General features: G+C 41.2%; 9 protein-coding genes. 1 reads left to right on the top strand and 8 read right to left on the bottom strand.

What is annotated here, in order from left to right; all coding sequences use genetic code 11:
* Positions 1–2 precede the first annotated feature (2 nt).
* The gene (locus AAAH86_RS12850; RefSeq protein ID WP_343488049.1) at positions 3–1,196 is read right to left on the bottom strand and encodes a Pycsar system effector family protein; all 1,194 of its coding nucleotides are present in this window, start codon (positions 1,194–1,196) and stop codon (positions 3–5) included.
* 51 nt (positions 1,197–1,247) lie between these two features.
* Here AAAH86_RS12850 and AAAH86_RS12845 point away from each other — a divergent pair, with 51 nt between their 5' ends.
* Complete coding sequence (locus tag AAAH86_RS12845) at positions 1,248–4,946, top strand: metallophosphoesterase (protein ID WP_343488048.1); 3,699 nt, start codon at positions 1,248–1,250, stop codon at positions 4,944–4,946.
* On the opposite strand, the gene AAAH86_RS12840 is transcribed toward AAAH86_RS12845, so the two are convergent.
* From AAAH86_RS12840 to AAAH86_RS12810, 7 genes are all read right to left on the bottom strand, one after another.
* The gene (locus tag AAAH86_RS12840) at positions 4,943–5,758 is read right to left on the bottom strand and encodes a hypothetical protein (protein WP_343488047.1); all 816 of its coding nucleotides are present in this window, start codon (positions 5,756–5,758) and stop codon (positions 4,943–4,945) included. The two genes, AAAH86_RS12845 and AAAH86_RS12840, sit on opposite strands and share 4 nt — an antisense overlap.
* Positions 5,759–5,786: 28 nt before the next feature.
* A complete protein-coding gene (locus tag AAAH86_RS12835; protein WP_343488046.1) occupies positions 5,787–6,692 on the bottom strand; it encodes a GyrI-like domain-containing protein in 906 nt (301 codons plus the stop codon).
* A gap of 10 nt (positions 6,693–6,702) precedes the next feature.
* Positions 6,703–8,052: a vanadium-dependent haloperoxidase gene (locus AAAH86_RS12830; RefSeq protein ID WP_343488364.1), complete on the bottom strand. Its 1,350-nt coding sequence runs from the start codon at positions 8,050–8,052 to the stop codon at positions 6,703–6,705.
* A complete protein-coding gene (locus AAAH86_RS12825) occupies positions 8,052–11,303 on the bottom strand; it encodes a VCBS repeat-containing protein (protein ID WP_343488045.1) in 3,252 nt (1,083 codons plus the stop codon). The genes AAAH86_RS12830 and AAAH86_RS12825 overlap by 1 nt, the downstream gene beginning before the upstream one ends.
* Positions 11,296–14,637 (bottom strand): VCBS repeat-containing protein, encoded by a 3,342-nt coding sequence (locus AAAH86_RS12820; RefSeq protein ID WP_343488044.1) that lies wholly within the window; start codon positions 14,635–14,637, stop codon positions 11,296–11,298. Before AAAH86_RS12820 ends, AAAH86_RS12825 begins: the two co-directional genes overlap by 8 nt.
* Positions 14,638–14,995: 358 nt before the next feature.
* Positions 14,996–16,594: a RagB/SusD family nutrient uptake outer membrane protein gene (locus tag AAAH86_RS12815; RefSeq protein WP_343488043.1), complete on the bottom strand. Its 1,599-nt coding sequence runs from the start codon at positions 16,592–16,594 to the stop codon at positions 14,996–14,998.
* Positions 16,595–16,604: 10 nt separating this feature from the next.
* Positions 16,605–19,691: a TonB-dependent receptor gene (locus AAAH86_RS12810; protein ID WP_343488042.1), complete on the bottom strand. Its 3,087-nt coding sequence runs from the start codon at positions 19,689–19,691 to the stop codon at positions 16,605–16,607.
* Between the last annotated feature and the right edge of the window lie 351 nt (positions 19,692–20,042).

The following is a 20,042-nucleotide window of genomic DNA, read 5'->3' as shown; positions in this document are numbered from 1 at the left end:
CATCAAGTCAAAATACGATCGGGCCCGAAGTACTTAAAGGCAATTCCAAAAGCGATCACTGAAATGATCATTCCAATCATAAAGATGGTATAGGTCCATCTTAGAATAGAGTACTTACGGTTCAAGACGAGGCCCAAAAAATAGAGGTCTTTGGCGAGGGAAGAATAGATATAGTCCTTATCTTTTAGCATTTCCTCAATGGCCCATTCGTAATCACTGAGTCCCATTTTGTGAAAATTCCCAAAAAAGAGGATGTTCACCTTTTTATTTTTTACATCTTCTTTGTTGAAGGTGCCACTGGTCACATTGGGTCGGGTTGCAATCACGGCCAAAATCATAGAAATGATGCTGAAAACGATAAAAATTAGGGTGGGGTAAATTAAATAGGTGTTTGAAGGATTGTCCAACTTCGGAATCAGATTGGCCAGTGCCAAAGAAATGATGATAGCGTTTACCGACAGTAGAATGTTGGCCTTTGTGTCTGCTATATCACTCAATGTCAAATGATTGCGAAGTTGAACCCTGAACAGGGTCTGAATGCCACGGTCGGGGCTTTCACTTTTGAACTTGGCTTTTAAGGCTTCCTTTTTGGCAATTTTTTTCTCGTCTTTTTTGGCCTTGATGATTTTTTGCAGGTTCTTGTCTTTTCTGGGCTGCCAGTTTTCTTTGGCATAATCGGTATAGAATTGGTGCTCAGACCTGAACATTTTTATGTTTTCTTCCCGCCATTCCGAAATTGTATATTCGGCAATTCCCAAGCGGGCCAATTCCTCTCTCAACAACTCAGAAGTATCAGGATAACTTTTTTGGCCCAAATGAGAGGCATCGGCGTCGCGAATGATTTCCTCATTAAGCGATTGTGGCTCGTGGTAACGCTCGGTGGCCATAATAAGCCTAGAAACTTCTTCAACCCTTTTTTTGTCAAAACCATTATCGCTCAAGAAAGCTTCGCTGATACCACAACTGTTTTTTTCATGATTTGAAACGCCATTGGTGTACCCAGTATCGTGAAACCACGCCGCCAGTTCAAGCGTTTCGGCTTTTGTGGCCTCCAACTTGTAATGTTCGGCTAATTCTTTTGTACTTTTTACGACTCTTTGGGTATGTCTGAGATTGTGGTACAAAAAATTGGCATCCAATTTATTGGTAAGTAACTCTGTGACATAATTTTCTGCCTGTTGAACGATTTCTGACATAGTCGTATATTGAATAACCCAAAATACAAAATTTGGACTGAACATACCGAAATGAAAAAATGCTACCCAACCTTATTATGTCTTTTGTTTTTGGTGGGATGTGCCACGTACAAACCCAAATATCAAGAGCCCTTTTCAGGTGCTGCCCCAATGCCGAATAAAGAGGTGTCCCATACCTTTTACCTGATTGGTGATGCCGGAAAATCCCCCATGGGTGACATGAACCCAACACTAAAAGCGTTTAAGGCCAGATTGGATGATGCCGAAAAGAGCAGTACCGCCATTTTTCTGGGAGATAACATTTATCCTGCGGGGCTTCCTGATAAAAAAGACTCCACAAAGGCATACATAGAAGCTAAAAACCATTTGGATGCCCAATTGGCTACCCTTGAAGATTATAAAGGCAAAAAAGTGTTTATTCCCGGAAACCATGACTGGTACAATGCCGGTCCGGCAGGATTGAAAAGACAAGAAAAGTACATTGAAAAGGTGTTGGAGAGCAAAGAGGTGTTCTTTCCTGAAAACGGGTGTCCCATCGAAGAGATTGAAATAGGTGATGATATTATCGTGCTTACCATTGATACTGAGTGGTATTTGACCAATTGGAACAAATTTCCGACCATCAATGACGAATGTGAAATAAAAGACAGGACTCGATTTTTTGCTGAAATTGAGGATGCCATCAAAGACAATCGAGATAAAACCACCATATTGGCCCTACACCACCCCATGTTTACCTATGGCTCACATGGCGGCCACTTTTCTGTTAAACAACACTTGGCCCAAAAGAGTATTCCGCTTCCAATTTTGGGCACACTGGCAAATATTCTTCGTAGAACGGCTGGCCCTTCAATTGAAGATTTGCAAAACCAACGGTATAACAGACTTCGAAAACGCATCATTACGCTCGCACAGTACTCAGAGAAGGTCATTTTTGTGTCGGGGCATGAGCACACCCTTCAGTACATCGTTGAAGAGAACATACCCCAGATTGTCAGCGGGTCGGGGGCAAAGAAAGGTGCTACCCGATTGTTGGGCGGAAGTCAATTCTCCACGGGTCAAAATGGCTATGCTATACTTGAGGTATATGCGGATGGTTCATCCAAAGTAGATTTTTATATTATTGAAGCTGGAGTGGAATCCTTGGCATACAGTTCAGAGATTTTCCCACCGACAGATAAACCTGAAACTTTTTCAGGTAATAACGAATTTCCAGCCTATATGGAAGCATCGGTCTACGAACCCGAAGAGGTGGATCGGTCAAGCTTCTATAAAAGTATTTGGGGCGAGCGGTACAGCAATTACTACGCCACTAAAATCAAGGCAAAAACTGTCGATTTGGATACATTGTATGGTGGGTTGACCCCGGTTCGCAAGGGGGGTGGAAACCAATCGAGGTCTTTGCGTTTAGAACACAAAGACGGAAGGCAGTTCGTTATGCGCGCCCTAAAAAAAAGCGCTGAGCGATACTTACAGGCCATGGCTTTTCAAGAGCAGTTTATCATCGGTAAGTTTGAAAATACTCCGGTAGAAGACATTTTAGAATACTTCTACACAGGATCGCATCCCTATGCACCTTTTACTATTGCTGAGCTTGCTGATGCGGTAAATATTTACCATACCAATCCAAAATTATTTTATATACCCAAGCAAAAAGCGCTCAAGGGTTTTGTTGATGAGTTTGGCGATGAACTCTACATGATTGAAGAACACACTTCTGAGGGCCATGATATTGCGAGTTTTGGTTACGCGAAGAAAATTGAGAGCACCAACGATTTGATGAAAAAGTTGCGCAAGGATGAAGAATACGCCCTTAATGCCCCTGCCTATGTTCGAGCTCGACTTTTTGATATTATGATTGGCGATTGGGATAGGCACGTAGACCAATGGCGTTGGGCACAATTTAATGATGGAAATGACAAAAAGATATTCAAGCCCATTCCACGAGATCGGGATCAGCCGTTTTCCATTTTAGGAGATGGGGCATTGATGAAATTTGCGAGTAGAACGATACCCTCTTTACAGCTTTTTGAAGGATTTCATGAGGAGATCAGGAGTGTGAAAGGCTTCACGTCTTCACCCAGAACCTTCGCATTGGATATGGCCCTACTTTCAGAGACCACTTTGGAAGAATGGCAGAAACAGGCAAAGTTTATTCAAGAGAACATCGATGGGTCAGTTATTGATCGGGCATTTCAAGAATTTCCGGAAGAGGTTCGCGATGAAACCGTTGCGCACATCAAAAAGGTACTTTTGGCCCGAAAGGCGAATCTTCTGCAGACAGCGGAAGAATATTATAAAATCCTCAATAAGTACAGCGTTATTACTGGCACCGATAAAGATGACCATTTTATTATCACTGACCTTCAGAACGGAAAAGTTGGTGTCAAGGCCTATAGAATCAAAGATGGAGAATTGACGGATTTATTTTTTGATAAAGTATACGACCCAGAAATTACCAAAGAAGTTTGGGTATACGGCTTAGACGATGACGATGTTTTTGAGGTGCGTGGCAATTCTGGAAAGATAAAAATCAGATTGGTCGGGGGGCAAAATAACGATGTCTACAAAATAGCTGAAGGTAGCAAAGGAATAAACACCTATGATTTTAAGGCCAAAAAGAACACCTATGATGAAGCTTATGGCGGTAGGATACACAGGCTTAACGATTATGACACCAATACGTACCAGTTCATAAAAATCAAGGCAAGCAACAATCAGATTTTGCCATCAATTGGTTTTAATCCTGATGACGGGTTCCGAATCGGATTTACCGACACCTATACCCATAATGGCTTTAGGCAAAACCCCTTTACAGCTAGGCATACGTTCAATGGTGCTTTTTACTTTGCCACAAATGGCTTTGATTTGGGTTACAATGGCGAATTTGCCAATGTTTTTGGCAATGCCAATTTAGAAATGGCCGCTAAGTTCACCAGTCCGAATTTTGCCCGAAACTTCTTCGGTTTTGGTAATGACACTCCCAACTTCGATGATGACTTGGATTTTGATTTTAACCGTGTCAAGATCAGAACCCTGCGTTTTGCGCCTTCGCTGGTTTGGAGAGGTTTTTTAGAGTCAAAATTTAAATTGGGCGTTTCGTACGAAAATTATGAAGTGGAAGAAACAGAGGGTCGTTTTATCGAAGATTTTTTTACTGATCAAGGCCGCGACAATCAACATGACTTCTTAGGGGTCAATACCGAATATTCCTATTCGAACACAGATAGCGATGCATTCCCGACCATGGGGATGGCATTTTTGCTGCAAGCGGGGTACACCATGAATCTCAGTGATACCGATAGGGCATTTGGTTACATCATTCCTTCTTTGTCTTTAGACCATAGGATAAGCTCAGATGGTAGATTGGTTTTGGCCACCAAAATCAAGGCCCATTTTAACCTGAGCGACGATTTTGAGTTTTATCAAGCCGCAAACATAGGTGCCAACAATGGTTTGCGCGGTTTTCGTTTTCAACGTTTCAATGGCAGAACATCCTTTTTTCAAAATACAGATTTACGCTATAGTTTGAGAAAACAACAGGCTGGTTTCATACCAGTGACACCGGGTATCTATGCCGGATTTGACTATGGGCGGGTCTGGCTGCCCGATGAAGATTCAGATACGTGGCACAATTCCTTCGGGGGTGGGTTTTTCGTGAACGGAGCTGGAATCGTTTCAGCGAATTTTGGTTTGTTCAGTAGCGACGATGGCCTTCGCTTCGCTTTCGGATTGGGTTTTGGGTTTTAAAGTTTGGATAAATTTAGCTCGTAGAGATTGCCGCCCAGACCATGAGATCTTTCATCTGACAAAAGCAAAGCGCTGTTATTCTTAAAACAGACGGCTTCGAGCTGTGTTCTAAGGCCAAGGTCAACCCTTTCGATGTTTCCTTTTGAGAAATCATCCCACTTGAAGTTTGTGATGACCCATAAAAAACCATTGCCCAAGAGCACAATTTTGCTTCCATCCTTAGAAATATCAGCCGCTGTGATTGAACAAATAGGATATTCTCCACAAGTAATTATTTCATCAATAAATTGGGCTTTGTGAGCACCTTTTTCATCAGGTACTTTGTACACGTATGCGGTACCGAAACTTTCTTTTTCAAGATTCTTGGTGATGATGTAAAGTGAATTGTTCCAATGAAAAAAGGCTTCGGCGTTGTGTGAAACTGGGTTTTTATCTGAATCTTGATACGAAAATTCAATCTTTTCGGCATCGATTTTATCGCCTTTTTCGCGCTCAGGATTTGGCAGTTTGTAGATAATCAACTTTTTTCTCTTTAAAGCATTGTCACCAAAATCGCCGATGTAGAGATTCCCCTTTTTGTCGGTGGCCAAGTCTTCCCAGTCGTTGTTCTTGGCATTTTTCACCTCAAACTCCTGTATGATATCCCCTTTAAAATCTACAGCATAGATTTCGTCCTTATTGCCCGAATCTTCAATGGCCCAAATATGGTTTCCTGAAAAATAGGCCAAGCCAGAATTCTCTTTTAGGCTTGAGGGCATGTCAGCAAGCACCTTGAGCCTGCCCGAATTTTGGCAACTAACAGTTGACAACACAAGGAAAAGAAATGGTATGGACAAAAATTTATTTTTCACCTTCTTTGATGGGCATAAAGATTTCGGCTTTCCAATTCAATTCACCACCTTCGGTTTTAGGATTGTTATGAAAAACTTCGATGGGAGTAGGTTCAATAGCTATGTCATTCTTTTTGGCATAATCCAATAATGCATACCAAGCGCGGTCTGAGGTGATGTAATTGCCATAATATTCTGCTTTCAATGCCTTTTTCTTAAAAATCCTTTTGTATTTGATACCTATTCCTATAGGTAGCTTTTCTGAACGAATAATGGGTCTGGCAAAATTAAAGTGGATGCTATCGTTGTCTTGCCCCCATTTAGTAACTTCCAATAAAGGGAAACCATCGAATTTAATGTCTCGGTCTAAAAGCTCACCCATGAGAAAACTAAAGTTTCTCATCATGCCATCAGCTTTATGCAATTGAGTGGTCTTGATTGGTATGTACGCTACATACTTGGTCGGAATTTCTTCTTCGCCTACAATCGCTACCTTGAATTTTTCTCGATGTTCTTTCAGGTTTTCCATTAAATCGAGCACTGTTTTTCGAGACCTTTTTTCAAAATCGGTATCTGAAAACGGCACATTGATTTTGTTAATTAAGCTGTGGTTTTCATCTTTTATACCAACAATGACCTTTGAAGTAGAATCATTGATTGGTTTGATTTTCCAGTTATAAATATGAACAGAGTCACCAAAACGAACCTTTTGTGTCAATTCATTGATGTTTTCACCATCTTGTCTCACTGGGCCAATGGTATCCAATTTTCTATGCCAGAGCTTAATGGTCTGGTTAATGGCGCCAGAAAAGGTTTTTGCTTCAAAACGGATTATATAGTCTGAAGGCTTGATGAACAGGTACCAAACCAAAAAAGCTACCACTATGACGAGCAGCCCTAAACCTATTTTTCTCATGAATATCGAGTTAGTTTGATGCTACTTTTTTCTCGTTGAGCATATCAAGATGGTGCACTACAAATTGGCCGAGATCACGACCTTGCTTGACACCTACTTCAACTGCCTTACGGTAATGAATACCGCCATACATGCGGCTTATGGCAGCCTCATCGGCAGCCTGCCCGAAAGATTCAAAGGAACGAACAGGTAGACCATAGGCGACCTCAGTATCGTCATCAAATGAAAAACCATCGCCGTAAATACTGGTCAAAACTTTTGCTGCAGCTCCAGAAACCACGCTGTGGCCACTGGTATACTCAGGAAACGGAGGAGTTTGCAAAACGGGCTCCCAACTATCGTCAATATGCTGGTTGATAAGGGTTTCTGGGCGAATCAGGTTGCTTCGATATTTTTCGTCCCAGCAACTGATAAATGCATCGGCGATAGCGATTGAGGTTTTGGTATAGGCATAGACCGTTTTTGCTACGTCTGCTCCAGATTTTCTACTCGCAATCTTGGCAATGCCGATCCAATGTGCCCCTGGAGTGATTTTTTTGGTTGCAAACATCAAATGGCCCCTTGTTACAGAAACATACGGATTACAATCCCAAAACTGGGCAATGGCCACCTCTTCAGATGCGTCACCTTTGGCGGTAATTTCGTTACTGATATCATAGACTTCCTTTACCTCTTTGAAAAAATCTGAATCTTCTTTCATTGAAAAGGGTGGTGGCGGAGCCGGACTGAACTGATTGGCAGAATCAATTACAAATGGCCGTATTTTGTTCCAATGGGGTTCAATACCAGACATGTACGCTGGCGGCGTAGGCTGCCAACGAGCAGGGTCTTCAGAGTCAACCGTGAACTTGGGCATGGTTCGGGTCTGTTTGTAATTATCCTTGTCCATCCAAGCTGCAATATGTTCTGCAACTTTCAGCCCATATTTTTTTGATGCCTCAAACTCTTTTTTGTTCTTTCTTTTCCAGTCTTCATATAAACTATCTCTATAACTTTCAATACGGTCTTCTGAGAAAATCAACCTTTTGTTCAAGTCGATATGGGCAATGAGTGCTGCCAAGTCAGGATTTATATTTTCTTGGGATGCCGGTCTTGGTATGGAATCCAATCCATGCACTTGCCCAGCCAATGGGTTGTAATCGTCACTGGTCAGGGCTAAAATCTCGTAGGCCGCAATGCTGGGATAGACATAGATTCTGCTGGCCACAGGCGGAGAAAAAATGTCATGTATCATCACCTCGGTGACCTTATCGACCGAGGCATGAAAATCATCAGGGGTAATCACTATAGATTCCTGTTTTTTGGTACAAGAAGCGAACAGAATCAAGACCATAAGGGTCATGCATAACAATCTTCTCATCATTTTCTGTCTTTACTTTTATTAATCGTATATATATCTACTTGGTCATTGTTGTTCACCACCATAAGATAAGGTGTTTCGTCAACAGTCAGTATTTCTAGATGGCGAATTGATTTTTGGGTGAAATCCAGCCCAAGATGACCACCCAAAATTATATCATTTTCATTATTTATCAAGGCTCCAGAAAAAGAGTCAAAGCGCCCGTGATAGGGTTTGACCCCAAAATAATTGCCCCCAGCCAGAACCTCAGACTTTTTATCACCATCAAAATCATAGGTGGCAAAATCCATTAAGGGCGATACTTGAAGCACGGGTTTGAAGGCAACGAATTCGAAAGCACCCTTATTGTTTTTTAGATAACCTGACTCCAAAGTATTGACTTCCAAAATTTTGGAGGTGTTTAAGATTTCTTTGTCAAAGATATCCTCAATGGTTTTTCCAGCGAATGATTTGTATGTGGTGAACTTTTTGCGCAGTGAAACCATTTGAGATGATAATCCATCCAAAGTTTCAAGCGGATAATAGTTGTCCTCTTTGAAAATTGCAATAACGGTCTCGGTTTGCCCATTGCCATCAAAGTCATTGAAATAGAGTTTCAACGGATGCGCTTCAGATGCCTTGAATTTGGAATTCAAGCCCCAATTGCCCAAGAGATAATCGGTATCGCCATCTGCATCAATATCAAAAGGATGGATGCTTTGCCACAAACCTGTACTATTTTGGATGTTGGTTTCTATAAACCGACCCCTTTCGTTTTTGAGGAATTTTGGGGCCATCCATTCGCCAACGACAATCAGATCATCGGCGCCATCACCGTTGAAATCACTCCAAACGGCATCGGTCACCATGCCCAAATCTCGATTGAACCCTTTAACGATTTCAAAATAGCCATTCACATTTTCAAGAAGGAAAGATTGAGCAGGCTGCCCAAATTTACCTGTAATGGTATGGTTTCCCACAAATACATCTAGGTCGCCGTCTTGATCAAAATCATTCGGCGAAAGTACTGAGGCATTTTCAAATGAATTGGGCAGCGGATGTTTTACATAGGCCGTATCTTTCTGAATAAAATAGCTATCCATCAACTGCTCAGACTTTCCAAAGAAATCTCCACCTGCAGAACCAACAAGTAAATCATCTCTTTCATCACCATCAAAATCAGCCAAAACAGCTGCAACATCTTCTTTGATGGAATCATTTTTTACATTTTGAATCGTTTGCGGCACAAATAGCGAGTCTTGAAAGAGAAATGTTTTTGATGGAAAATACTTTGAACCACCGAAGAAGATATCATCGTTGCCATCACTGTTCAAATCACCTATTGCCAATGCCGGCCCCCGATCCGAAACCTTGTATGGTATCAACTTCTCTCGATTGAAGTCCACATAATTATCCTCATGGTGAACAAAATCAATACCCAAATTGTCTTTCAGTTTTTTAAATAAAGGGGTTATAGTTTTTCCATCCTTTGAATAATTATAGGGTTTATTGTTTTTGGGCGAAATTGTCAATGTTTGATTCGTTTCAACATGCTTTATGACCTGATAAGTTTTGTCGGGCCAAATAATTTTCAAAGAATCTATGGTAGAGATTTCTCCTAGCCCAAAATGAGCAATAGGTTCAGATGAAGCTTGAAACCCTCTGCTCGGAAAGAGTTCTTTGAACTGCTGTTTGCCTTTTGAAAAAGCAAACACTTTTGTGCCGGTGCCAAACTTGTTTCTGTTCTTGTAATTGAATTTTAGCTTAATGTGGTTTGCCCTGCTGTTGATTTTATTGATATAAAGCGTGGCTTCTTGGTTCAGGTTGTTGGTCACAATGTCTAAATCGCCATCGTTATCAAAATCTCCGTAAGCCATAGCACCTGACATCACAGTATCATTTGAAATCCATTTGCCAGACATGTCTTCAAACTGTAATTCTTCTTGCCCTTTAAACACATAATTGTGCACATTGCCCGATGGCATCATATCCAATGCTTGTTTATCAACTAATTTGGTGTTGTTTATTTTATTGGCAATTTGATCACTGGAGACAAACTTTATAAAATCTAGATCATTAGGCCTTCGGGGGATACCGTTAGCCACAAAAAGATCTTGATATCCGTCATGATTATAATCACCAAAAATCGTACTCCAGCTCCAATCTGTCGCTGCTATACCACTCATCAAAGCTGTCTCCATAAAATTTCCATCAGGTTGGTTGACGTACATCATATTTCTAGTAAATTGATAATGGTAGCCAAACCTTTCAACACGAAGACGTTGTATTTCAACATTATCATCACCCTCAGAAGATTTTAGCGGAACCTCTTTATCTGGAAGCATATCCAAAGAAATCAAATCGGGCAAACCATCATGGTTAATATCGGCAACATCATTGCCCATTGAAAATCGACTGGTATGCCCAAAATATTCTTTCAGGCTCTCTGTGAAGGTGCCATCGGCATTGTTCAGATAATAATAATCGTCTTCATGAAAGTCGTTACCTACATAGATGTCAGGATATCCATCCATATTGAAATCAGATACGGCAATGCCCAGGCCATACCCATTGATGCCCCCATAAATACCTGCTTCTTTGCTTACATCAACAAATTTACCGTCATCGTTTCTCAACAATTTGTCACCGGTTTCATAGTTGCGCTGACGTCTCAAATCTACTGGCCCGTACGATTCTGAAGTATGCACAGCATGGTTTAGCAAGTAGCAGTCAAGATCACCGTCTAAATCATAATCGAAAAAAGTGGCCGATGAGCTATAGGAGTCAAAATCAAGACCATATTTAGCGGACTCTTCTTTAAAGGTATTATCTCCTTGGTTGATAAAAAGCTCGTTATGGCCATTGAACCCATTGATACCGACCACGGCGCAGACATAAATGTCCAACAAGCCATCACCATTGATATCGGCCATCGAGACACCCGTGTTCCACGAACTTTTGCCTTCGATACCTGCATATTGGCTAATATCTTCAAACTTGAGCCCCCCCTTGTTGAGATAGAGCTTATTTTTTACTTGGTTGCCAGAAAAGAAGACATCAACCAAACTGTCATTGTTGATGTCGCCTACAGCAACCCCACCGCCGTTGTAGAAGTACAGATAGTCGAGTATGTTCAGTTCATCGGTTTCTGAGATTGTATTTGAAAATGTGATGCCCGTTCTTTTTGAAGGCGGATTTTCAAAAAGGTCACCCCCCTTTTTACACCCCAAAAGAAATAAGATACCAAGACAAGTAATGACAGCCTTATTCATTAATCGCAAAAATCTTTGGTTTTTCGTCGTTGATGGCCGCAATGAGGTATAATTTGCCATTGCTACTCTTGAGCTTTTTTAAGTGTTTGACCTCGCCGCGAATAAAGAACCCACTTTCATCATAGTTTTTCCAGTCAAAAGCACCCATGCCATCACCTAGCAATACGTTACCATAGTTGGCATCTAATCTCGAAAACTGGGGTTTGAATTCAAAATTGTTGCCCGCCATGATGAGGTCAAGGTGCCCATCATTGTTTACGTCTTCACAGGCAATGTCACAGATGCATGAGAATTGGGCGCGTGCGGGCAGTTTTTTGATGGTAAATTGGCCATTGCCTTCATTCATCGCAACAATCGATTCTGAATACTCACTTTCTTTTACGATGGAATTACCAAGTACCTCTTTAGAAAAAAGCTCATTGATGGTGCGCTTTGCATAATCAGAAGCCTTTAAATTTTGCTTTTTGAGTGAAACCAATTGTTCGGTAAGTTCCTTTTTTTGATGAATTGGATAATCGCCACCATCATAATTTGTGGTCACGATTTGTTCGATGGTGCCATTATTGTCAAAATCATTGATCCACAGTTTCATTGGATGACCTTTTTTAGGCTTGTAGTGAAGGTTTTCACCTTGATTTCCCAAAATAAGGTCAAGGTCACCATCATTATCCAAATCTGCAGCTTCCACGGTGTTCCACCATCCTGAAAGGCTATCTAGGGAGGTCTCTATTTTTGAGACCCGTCGGCCAGAGTTTTTGTAGATGATGGGGACGCCCCATTCTGATACTGTGATGAGGTCTTTTTTAGTATCCCCATCAATATCGGCCCAAATGGCATCGGTCACCATACCGGTATCTTTAAGGTCATAACCACTGCGTTCAGTGACATCGACAAATTCACCGTCTCGGTTTTCAAGCAACAGATGGTCGGGATCTAGGCCATACACCCCAACAACGCTTCGTGAGCCGATGAAAACATCAATATCCCCATCACCATCGAAATCCTCTGGGGCAATCACAGACATGTTCTTGAAGTTTGACGGAAGGTTTTGCCCAGATTTTGAGAAACTTCCTTTGCCATCGTTCAAATACAGCCTTGGGCGGTATGCATTCTGTTTGCCAACCTCGTTGCCCCCGCTTGCAACCATGATATCTAAATCACCATCGCCATCAGCATCAAAAAAAACAGCTGCGGTATCTTCAAAGCCACTGTCCAACTCAAAAGTTTGCTGTCTTTTGGTTGAAAAAGAGCCATTGCCGTTGTGAAGGTATAGAAAACCAGAATCCCCCTTAGCGCCACCTACGTATACATCTTCGTTGCCGTCACCATTGATGTCACCCACAGCCAAGGCCGGACCTTCTTGGGAAACTTTTTTATAAATCAATCCCTCGTAATCAAAATCATTATAATTATTTTCTTGATGGGCATTGAAGAAGTCATTCTTCAATTCTTTTAGATAGGTTTTTTTGGATGTTTGTTTTGGAGGGATATAGGTTTTGCTGGCATCCACTTGCTTTAGAACAAGGGTTTGGTTTGCTTCTACATCGGTCAATAAATTTGTTTTGTCATTGGGCCAGACGATACGAATGGAATCCAATTTTTTGGCTTTACCAAGACCCAAGTGCATTTCATAGTCCATTGAAGATTGAAATCCGCGTGATGGAATGAGTTCTTGGTTCACAATATTGCCATCAAAGTAAAATTTGGTCAAAGTGCCCACAGCAAACGGATTTTTACCCTCGCCTATGAACTTTAATTTGATATAATTGTGGTCTTTTTCTTCGTTGGTCCGATTTTCATAGACAAAGGTTTCGGTATTGACATTGTTGATGACCAAGTCTAAATCGCCATCATTGTCCAAATCGCCGTAGGCGGCACCGTTTGAACGTGTGGGCAGGTCAAACCCCCACTCTTTGTTGGCATTTTTGAAAGTGATATCACCGTTGTTTTTATAGGCGTAGTTGGGCTGTGGTTTGATGGGCATTTTTTGAATTATGGAATCAATGGACTCTTTTCTACCCGTTAATGCCATTTTTTGAATGATTTCGTTGGCGAAAAAATCCACAAAATCCAAATCGGTCAAATCGTGGTTGATGCCGTTGGTGACGAAAATATCCTTTAGGCCGTCATTGTCCATATCAAACATGAGTCCAGCCCAGCTCCAATCAGTGGCATCAATGCCGCTGTAATATGCAACCTCTGAAAACGAACCATTGCCATTGTTTAACTGTAGGGTATTCTGTATATACTGCTGGTAAAAATCTTTGCTGCGTTTTAGGTCAAAAACATTATAGCCTTCAAACTCCATAACGGATTTTACCCGCTCTTCTGGCTCTGGCAGCATGTCGGTGATAAAAATATCGTTGTGGCCATCATTGTTGATATCGGCAATATCAATGCCCATGGCAGATAGGCTTAAATGCGAGGTCCAGTCTTTGATTTCTTCAGTAAAGGTGCCATCCTTTTGATTGATGTAGAGATAGTCGCGCTCATAAAAGTCATTGGAGACGTAGATATCGGGCCATAGATCATTGTTCATATCGGTGACCAGAACTCCAAGGCCAAAGCCAATAAGGCTTCCATAGATGCCAGCTTTTTCACTGACATCGACAAATTTTCCGTTGTCATTGCGCAAAAGCATGTCACCAACCCCTCGGAAAATGTGTGGCACACCTTCCCAATCCTGCGCACGCACCTCACGCTGTTCTGCATAGCCCAAACTGCTTACAGGTATGTTACTGTTGTTCAGTATATAGGCATCGAGATCACCATCTTTGTCATAATCAAAAAATGAGGCATGGGTTGAAAAACCTGTTTTGGCGAGGTTATATTCTTGTGCCCTTTCGGTAAATGTTAAATCGCCATTGTTGATATATAGGTCATTGTCGTGATTGTTTCCTTCAAGATTTCCGGCATTGCTTACGTAAATATCCAATAATCCATCGGCATTAATATCAATCATGGTCACGCCAGTAGACCATGGCTTATTGCCGGCTACATTCGCTTTTTTGGTAATGTCTTCAAATTGTAGATTACCCTTATTGAGGTAAAGTTTATTGGTTACCATATTACCAGTAAGGTATATATCTGGTAGTCCATCATTGTTGATATCACCAATGGCAACACCACCGCCATTATAAAAATTACGGTATTTAAAAATATTGAAGTCTTTTTGGTTTTCGACTTTATTGACAAAACCTATTCCTGTCTTGTTCGACGAGAGTAATGAAAATAGAGTTTCTTTTGAAGCACTTTTTGGTAAATCTCTTTTCTTATCTGAACACGAAGTAAAAAGTATTGATAGTATCAAAAAATAGTATGTTATCCCTTTCATGAGTAATATTTATTCCAAAGAACAAATGATTATATTAATTAAGCATTTGAAGACTAGCCTGACAGCTTTTCTGTTTTATGTGATTGTGCCCTTTCAGTGTTTATAATGTACATCGGCTGTAATCTATATTTCTAAGACTACATTGCATATTGTCAATTTGTAAAGATACTACCTAAAAATGTTTCATAATATTAAACACTTACCAATTTCAACACTTATGTATACTAATTAACATAAGCAAAATGTTAGACTAGATTTTCTATGGTTTTGAGTGTCTGCGAGTGATTCTTTTAGAAAAAAGGTATAAAACAAAAAGGCTGCCATTCGGCAGCCTTTTTTATGTATTTGAATTTAAATTCTAGTTGTAACCAGGATTTTGCTGCAAGTTCGGATTTGCAAGAACATCCGCTATAGGTATTGGGAATATCAACCTAGTTTCATCACCAGCCTCTTTAAGGTTCCACGCTCTCAAGTATTGCCCAAACCGTATCAAATCTTGTCTTCTTACTTGTTCTTGATACAATTCTCTACCTCTTTCTGCCAATAAATCAGCTTCGGTGACTGTTCCTAAGGCTGTAGCGCCTCTGGTAGTTCTTAGCTCATTGATCATAGCTGTAGGGTCCATGCCCATTCTGAACATAGCTTCAGCCTTCATCAAAAAGGCATCAGCATATCGGTATCTCACAATGTGCCTTCTGCGATCTCCGCCTTCTTCATTGGGATGATATTTGAACATTCTAATACCTGAGGTTTCCAAAACGGCATTGTCGGCAGGCGCGGTATATTCCGCTTGTTCTGTTTCTCTAGTGAATACTAGTGGAACTCCGCCAACATTCTCTCTTGCATCCAATGGGGTACCATCTTGCTCATATTGCTGGTTGATCAAGAAGCCCAGACCGATGCCCAGATTATCTTCATCTGCAGTACTTGGATCATGTACTACGCCTCTGCGCTCTTCTTGCCCATCACCAGGATAGTTTGTGTCAGCTGGCCCTTCGAACAAATCGTAAAATTCTGCAAGTGTCGTAAAGCCATTCCAGCCACCGCCATCATTGAAACCAGGGAAGTTTTGGTTGTAATGCAGTGTATGCCATGTTCTTGGCCCTGTGTCGGAGGGTGTCCACCAAATGGTTTCCACATCGTTACTGGGCCTGAATATGTCAAAGAAATCACCAGAGGCCGCTAACTGATATCCATCGGCTGCTATCTCATCAACAGAATTAATCACAACCTGCATATCGGCTGGATCGGGAGATGTTCCAAGATAAACATGTTTGTTAAGGTGCAATCGTGCCATCAAAAGATGGGCCGCTGCCTTTGTAGGTACGTTCTTTTGATTGATGGCATCGCCAGCTGTAACTTCAGGTAGATTGGCAATAGCAACATTTAAATCGGCAACGATACTGTCAATGGCCACTTGACCCGTCAACACTTCGGGTATTGCACTGTTGGGAAGGTCAACGTCTCTATAAGGGACTTGTCGCCACATATCCAATATCCACTGCATGGCCCATGCCCTATAAAAACGTGCTTGCGCTTTTTGTGCATTGATATCACCACTTGCGGTACTGACACTTTTAGGACTAATCACCCTGGTAGCATTGATAGTGACACTATTTAGTTGTTGCCAAGGCTGTATGACATCGAAAAGTTCAGCATTCCATGTGTGTCTATGAATGGATAACCAGCGACCATTATCGCCCCAGTCACTACCTCTCGTAGGCACCACGTATTCATCAGTGGTCACCTCGTTCAATGCAAACAAACTCTCTTGATTGGCGAGTGCCCCACCAGAAATTATGTTTCTAAGGTTTACAACCTCACTTTCTACATCAGCGACTCCTGCAAATCCATCGGTAATTAACGAGTCAGTAGGTTCAATCTCCAAATCCGTACAGGAGAATGCCAATGGGATAAGGAGCGCTAAACTAAAATAATTTGTGATTCTTTTTTTCATAATTTTTTTTTTAAAATGTAACATTTACGCCTAAGCTAAAAGTTCGGGGTCTAGGATAAGCCAAATAATCTATGGAGGCTGAAGGAATTCCCCCTGTGGACCCAGGAATATCAGAGGTACTTACTTCAGGATCGGGACCACTATAATCCGTAATCAAAAATAGATTTTGACCGGTAAGACTCAATCGCATGCTCTGCAATGCTCCTTCGCCACTGAGGGGCACATTATAGCCGATTGATGCCGTTTGCAATCGAACAAAATCACCTTTTTCCAAGAAGAAAGTACTTGGGTTTTGACTGGATGGACCAACACCGCTTGCAATAACACTCTGCAAATTGTTTCTACTACCGACTTGTGGTAGTGCAAAAAGCGCATTGGCGGTGTTGTTATAGACATGGAAGCCGAATTGACCAGAAAAGAACATGGAAGCATCCCAGTTTTTGTAGGTCACGCTGGTTGAGAAACCAGCAGTAACTGTAGGCAAACCATTTTCATCTTGTATACTGGGGTCGGTATCCACATTGAGATTTTCATCAACGTTCCGTAAATTATAGGTAAATAATGATCTTCCGTTGGTCAAAATCTGAACAAACGCATTACTCAAGCCTTGACCGTATACTTGGCCCGCTTGTAAATCGGGACCTTCGTAATCGGTCAGCTCGTTGTCGTTATAAGCGATATTGAAATTGGCGTTCCAAAAGAAATCTTCTGAACTCGCAATATCATAATCTAAACCGAATTCTACCCCTTGGTTGACAATGACTCCATCAACGTTTTGAAAAGCAAAAGGAGCTGTCGCAGGCTGAACAGCAGGAAGGTTCAACAAGATGTCACTGGTTTCTTTGCGATAGAAATCAATATTACCTGTCAAACGATTGTTCATAAACCCGAAATCAAGACCCACTGCATATTGTGCTGTTTCCTCCCATTTTAAATCAGGATTAGCGAATGCGACTTCCAAGGTAGCTGGTGCAGTAATCTGTGAATTTGCCGAAATGTTGAGTGTTGGTGCATTCAGCCTTCCCCATCTGGTACGATTGACAAAATTACCATAGCCAATCCCATCTTGGTTACCCGTGATACCCCAGCTCAAACGTAACTTAAGTGTAGAAAACGTATCTTCATTGATAAAGTCCTCTTGGTTAAGTTTCCAAGCAAATGCCGCTGATGGAAAGTATCCATATTGATTATTGCCACCAAAACGTGATGATCCGTCAGCCCTAATAGTTGCAGTAAATAGATACTTGTCCATTAGAGTATAGTTAACCCTTCCAAAAAAGGATTGTAATTCATCTGTATTATCAAAAGTATCGACGGTGAATGCATCAACGGGAATTCCCGGCAAAGCTGCAGTTGTGATGTTGGGAGCCGGAAATAAATTTAATATTCTGAATTGGTCGCCAGCATCGGGCTGATCTTCAAATGTGCCAATACCATAAGCCTGATATCCACTTGCCAGATTTTGTGTGGCATCAAATGCGCCCCTAGCGATTCGAGCAATTTCTCTTAAATCAGATGAGCCAAACCCTTGCCCCAAAATATTCTGGCCACTCCTGTTAAAATCTTGAAAAGAATAGCCTATCAAGGCATCTAAATTTGAATTTTCAAATTCTTTTTTATAGTTCAATGTCAATTCTACCAAACGGTTTTCTGTATCCAGATCGTTAATTGCTGCACGACCATTATTTTCAGAACCATTGTTTAACGCTAGAATTTGTGGGCCAACTACTTGTCCTCTAGAAGAATCTGAGGTATCGTACCCCAAGTTCAACTTTGCAGAAAGTTCATCGGTAAAATCATATTCCAATGAAAGATTACCAAGAAATCTATTGGTATTGGTTAAATCACTGTAATATGCCAGAAGGTTAGCTGGATTTCTGTCAGGTGCAGCAGTCAGATCAGGATTAGCGGCTAAAGTCGGGTTCGAGTAATAGGCAGCAGCCAATAGGTCTCCAGTACTTCCTGATGTCCTACTTATAAATGGTGCTTGATCATTAATTCTAGAAATAGTTGCCTGCAAGCCCACTTTCAGTTTGTCGTCGAAAAAACGGTGATTTACATTCAAACGGCCCGTAATACGTTCCAAATCGGTATCCTCGATGATACCAAATTGTTTGGCATAACCGAAAGTTGCTCGTACATTACCTTTCCCATAGTTCATGGCATAAGCAAGGTTGTTATCTGTAGAAGCTGTTGTTCTAAAGATAAAATCTTGCCAATCGGTAGCTCCACCCAAGTTGGCCCCACCCGCTTCTATAAATTCTTCCGTATTCAATAGGTCATAGGTCTCACGAACTTCAGAGATATTCAGAGCCGTATTGAAGCTCCATTGCCCTTGGGCCCCAGCTCCCTTACCTGATTTTGTGGTTATGATAACTACCCCATTCGCGCCTCTAGAACCATAAATAGCCGTTGCTGAAGCGTCCTTTAAGATACTCATGCTTTCGATGTCATTGGGATTCAAGAAATTCAGAGGGTTTCGAGAGCCGCTTCCACCTGCACCCACATCAGAACCACTGGCTGAAACTTCTTCATTGGTTACTGGAACTCCATCGATAACAAATAATGGGCTGTTATTGGCTCTCACAGATCCTGTCCCCCTAATCCTAAGAGCAATTCCCGCTCCTGGTTCACCACTGTTTTGTGTAATCTGGACACCAGCAGTTTTACCTTGAATAAGCTGTTCAGGTGAGGAAATAACACCACCGTTGAAGTCTTCAGAGGTCACTGACGCGACGGCACCTGTCGCATCATCTACCGTTGTTTGGCCATAACCGATGATGACGACTTCATCCAATGCTTGGGCATCTTCTTGCAGCGTCACATTAATGGTCGACTGACCGTTAACGGCAATCTCTTGGCTCGCAAATCCGATATAGCTGAATACAAGTGTTGCATCTGCACCCACATCATTCAAGGTGTAGTTGCCATCAAAATCAGTTTGCGTACCGTTAGTTGTTCCTTTCACCAAAACGCTTGCTCCCGGCAAAGGACCGTTGGCATCAGATACAGTACCCGATACCGTCTGGGCTTTGACCAGTCCGAAGCAAAATATTGCCCCGGCCAGTAAAAAACCTTTAAGTAGCGTAATCTTCATAAGTAATTAATTTTAAGTTTAGTTAATTTTAAATCAAGAGTTAAACATAAAGCAAAAAAATGTTAATAAGCGTGAATTGTCCAAACAGGAAGAAAGCGAAAACGGTTTCGTGTTAATAACTTTGTTAATTTGGTAATTCGACAACATATAAAGACTGAATTTATACATTCCTTAAAAATGAACAGTACAATTCAGTGTTTTTAACAAATTTTCCTTCAAATATATCATTTTTATTGTTTTAGTCTTTTTAGGAATAACACACGAATCCAAATTATGTTAAAATTTGGAGTGTTAAATCTTTCTGTATAATGAATTGGCTAAATTCATATTTAGATTTTTCAAAAAAGCAAG

This window comes from Allomuricauda sp. d1, assembly GCF_039592695.1.
Lineage (GTDB): Bacteria > Bacteroidota > Bacteroidia > Flavobacteriales > Flavobacteriaceae > Flagellimonas_A.
This window is presented reverse-complemented; position numbering and strand designations above follow the sequence as displayed.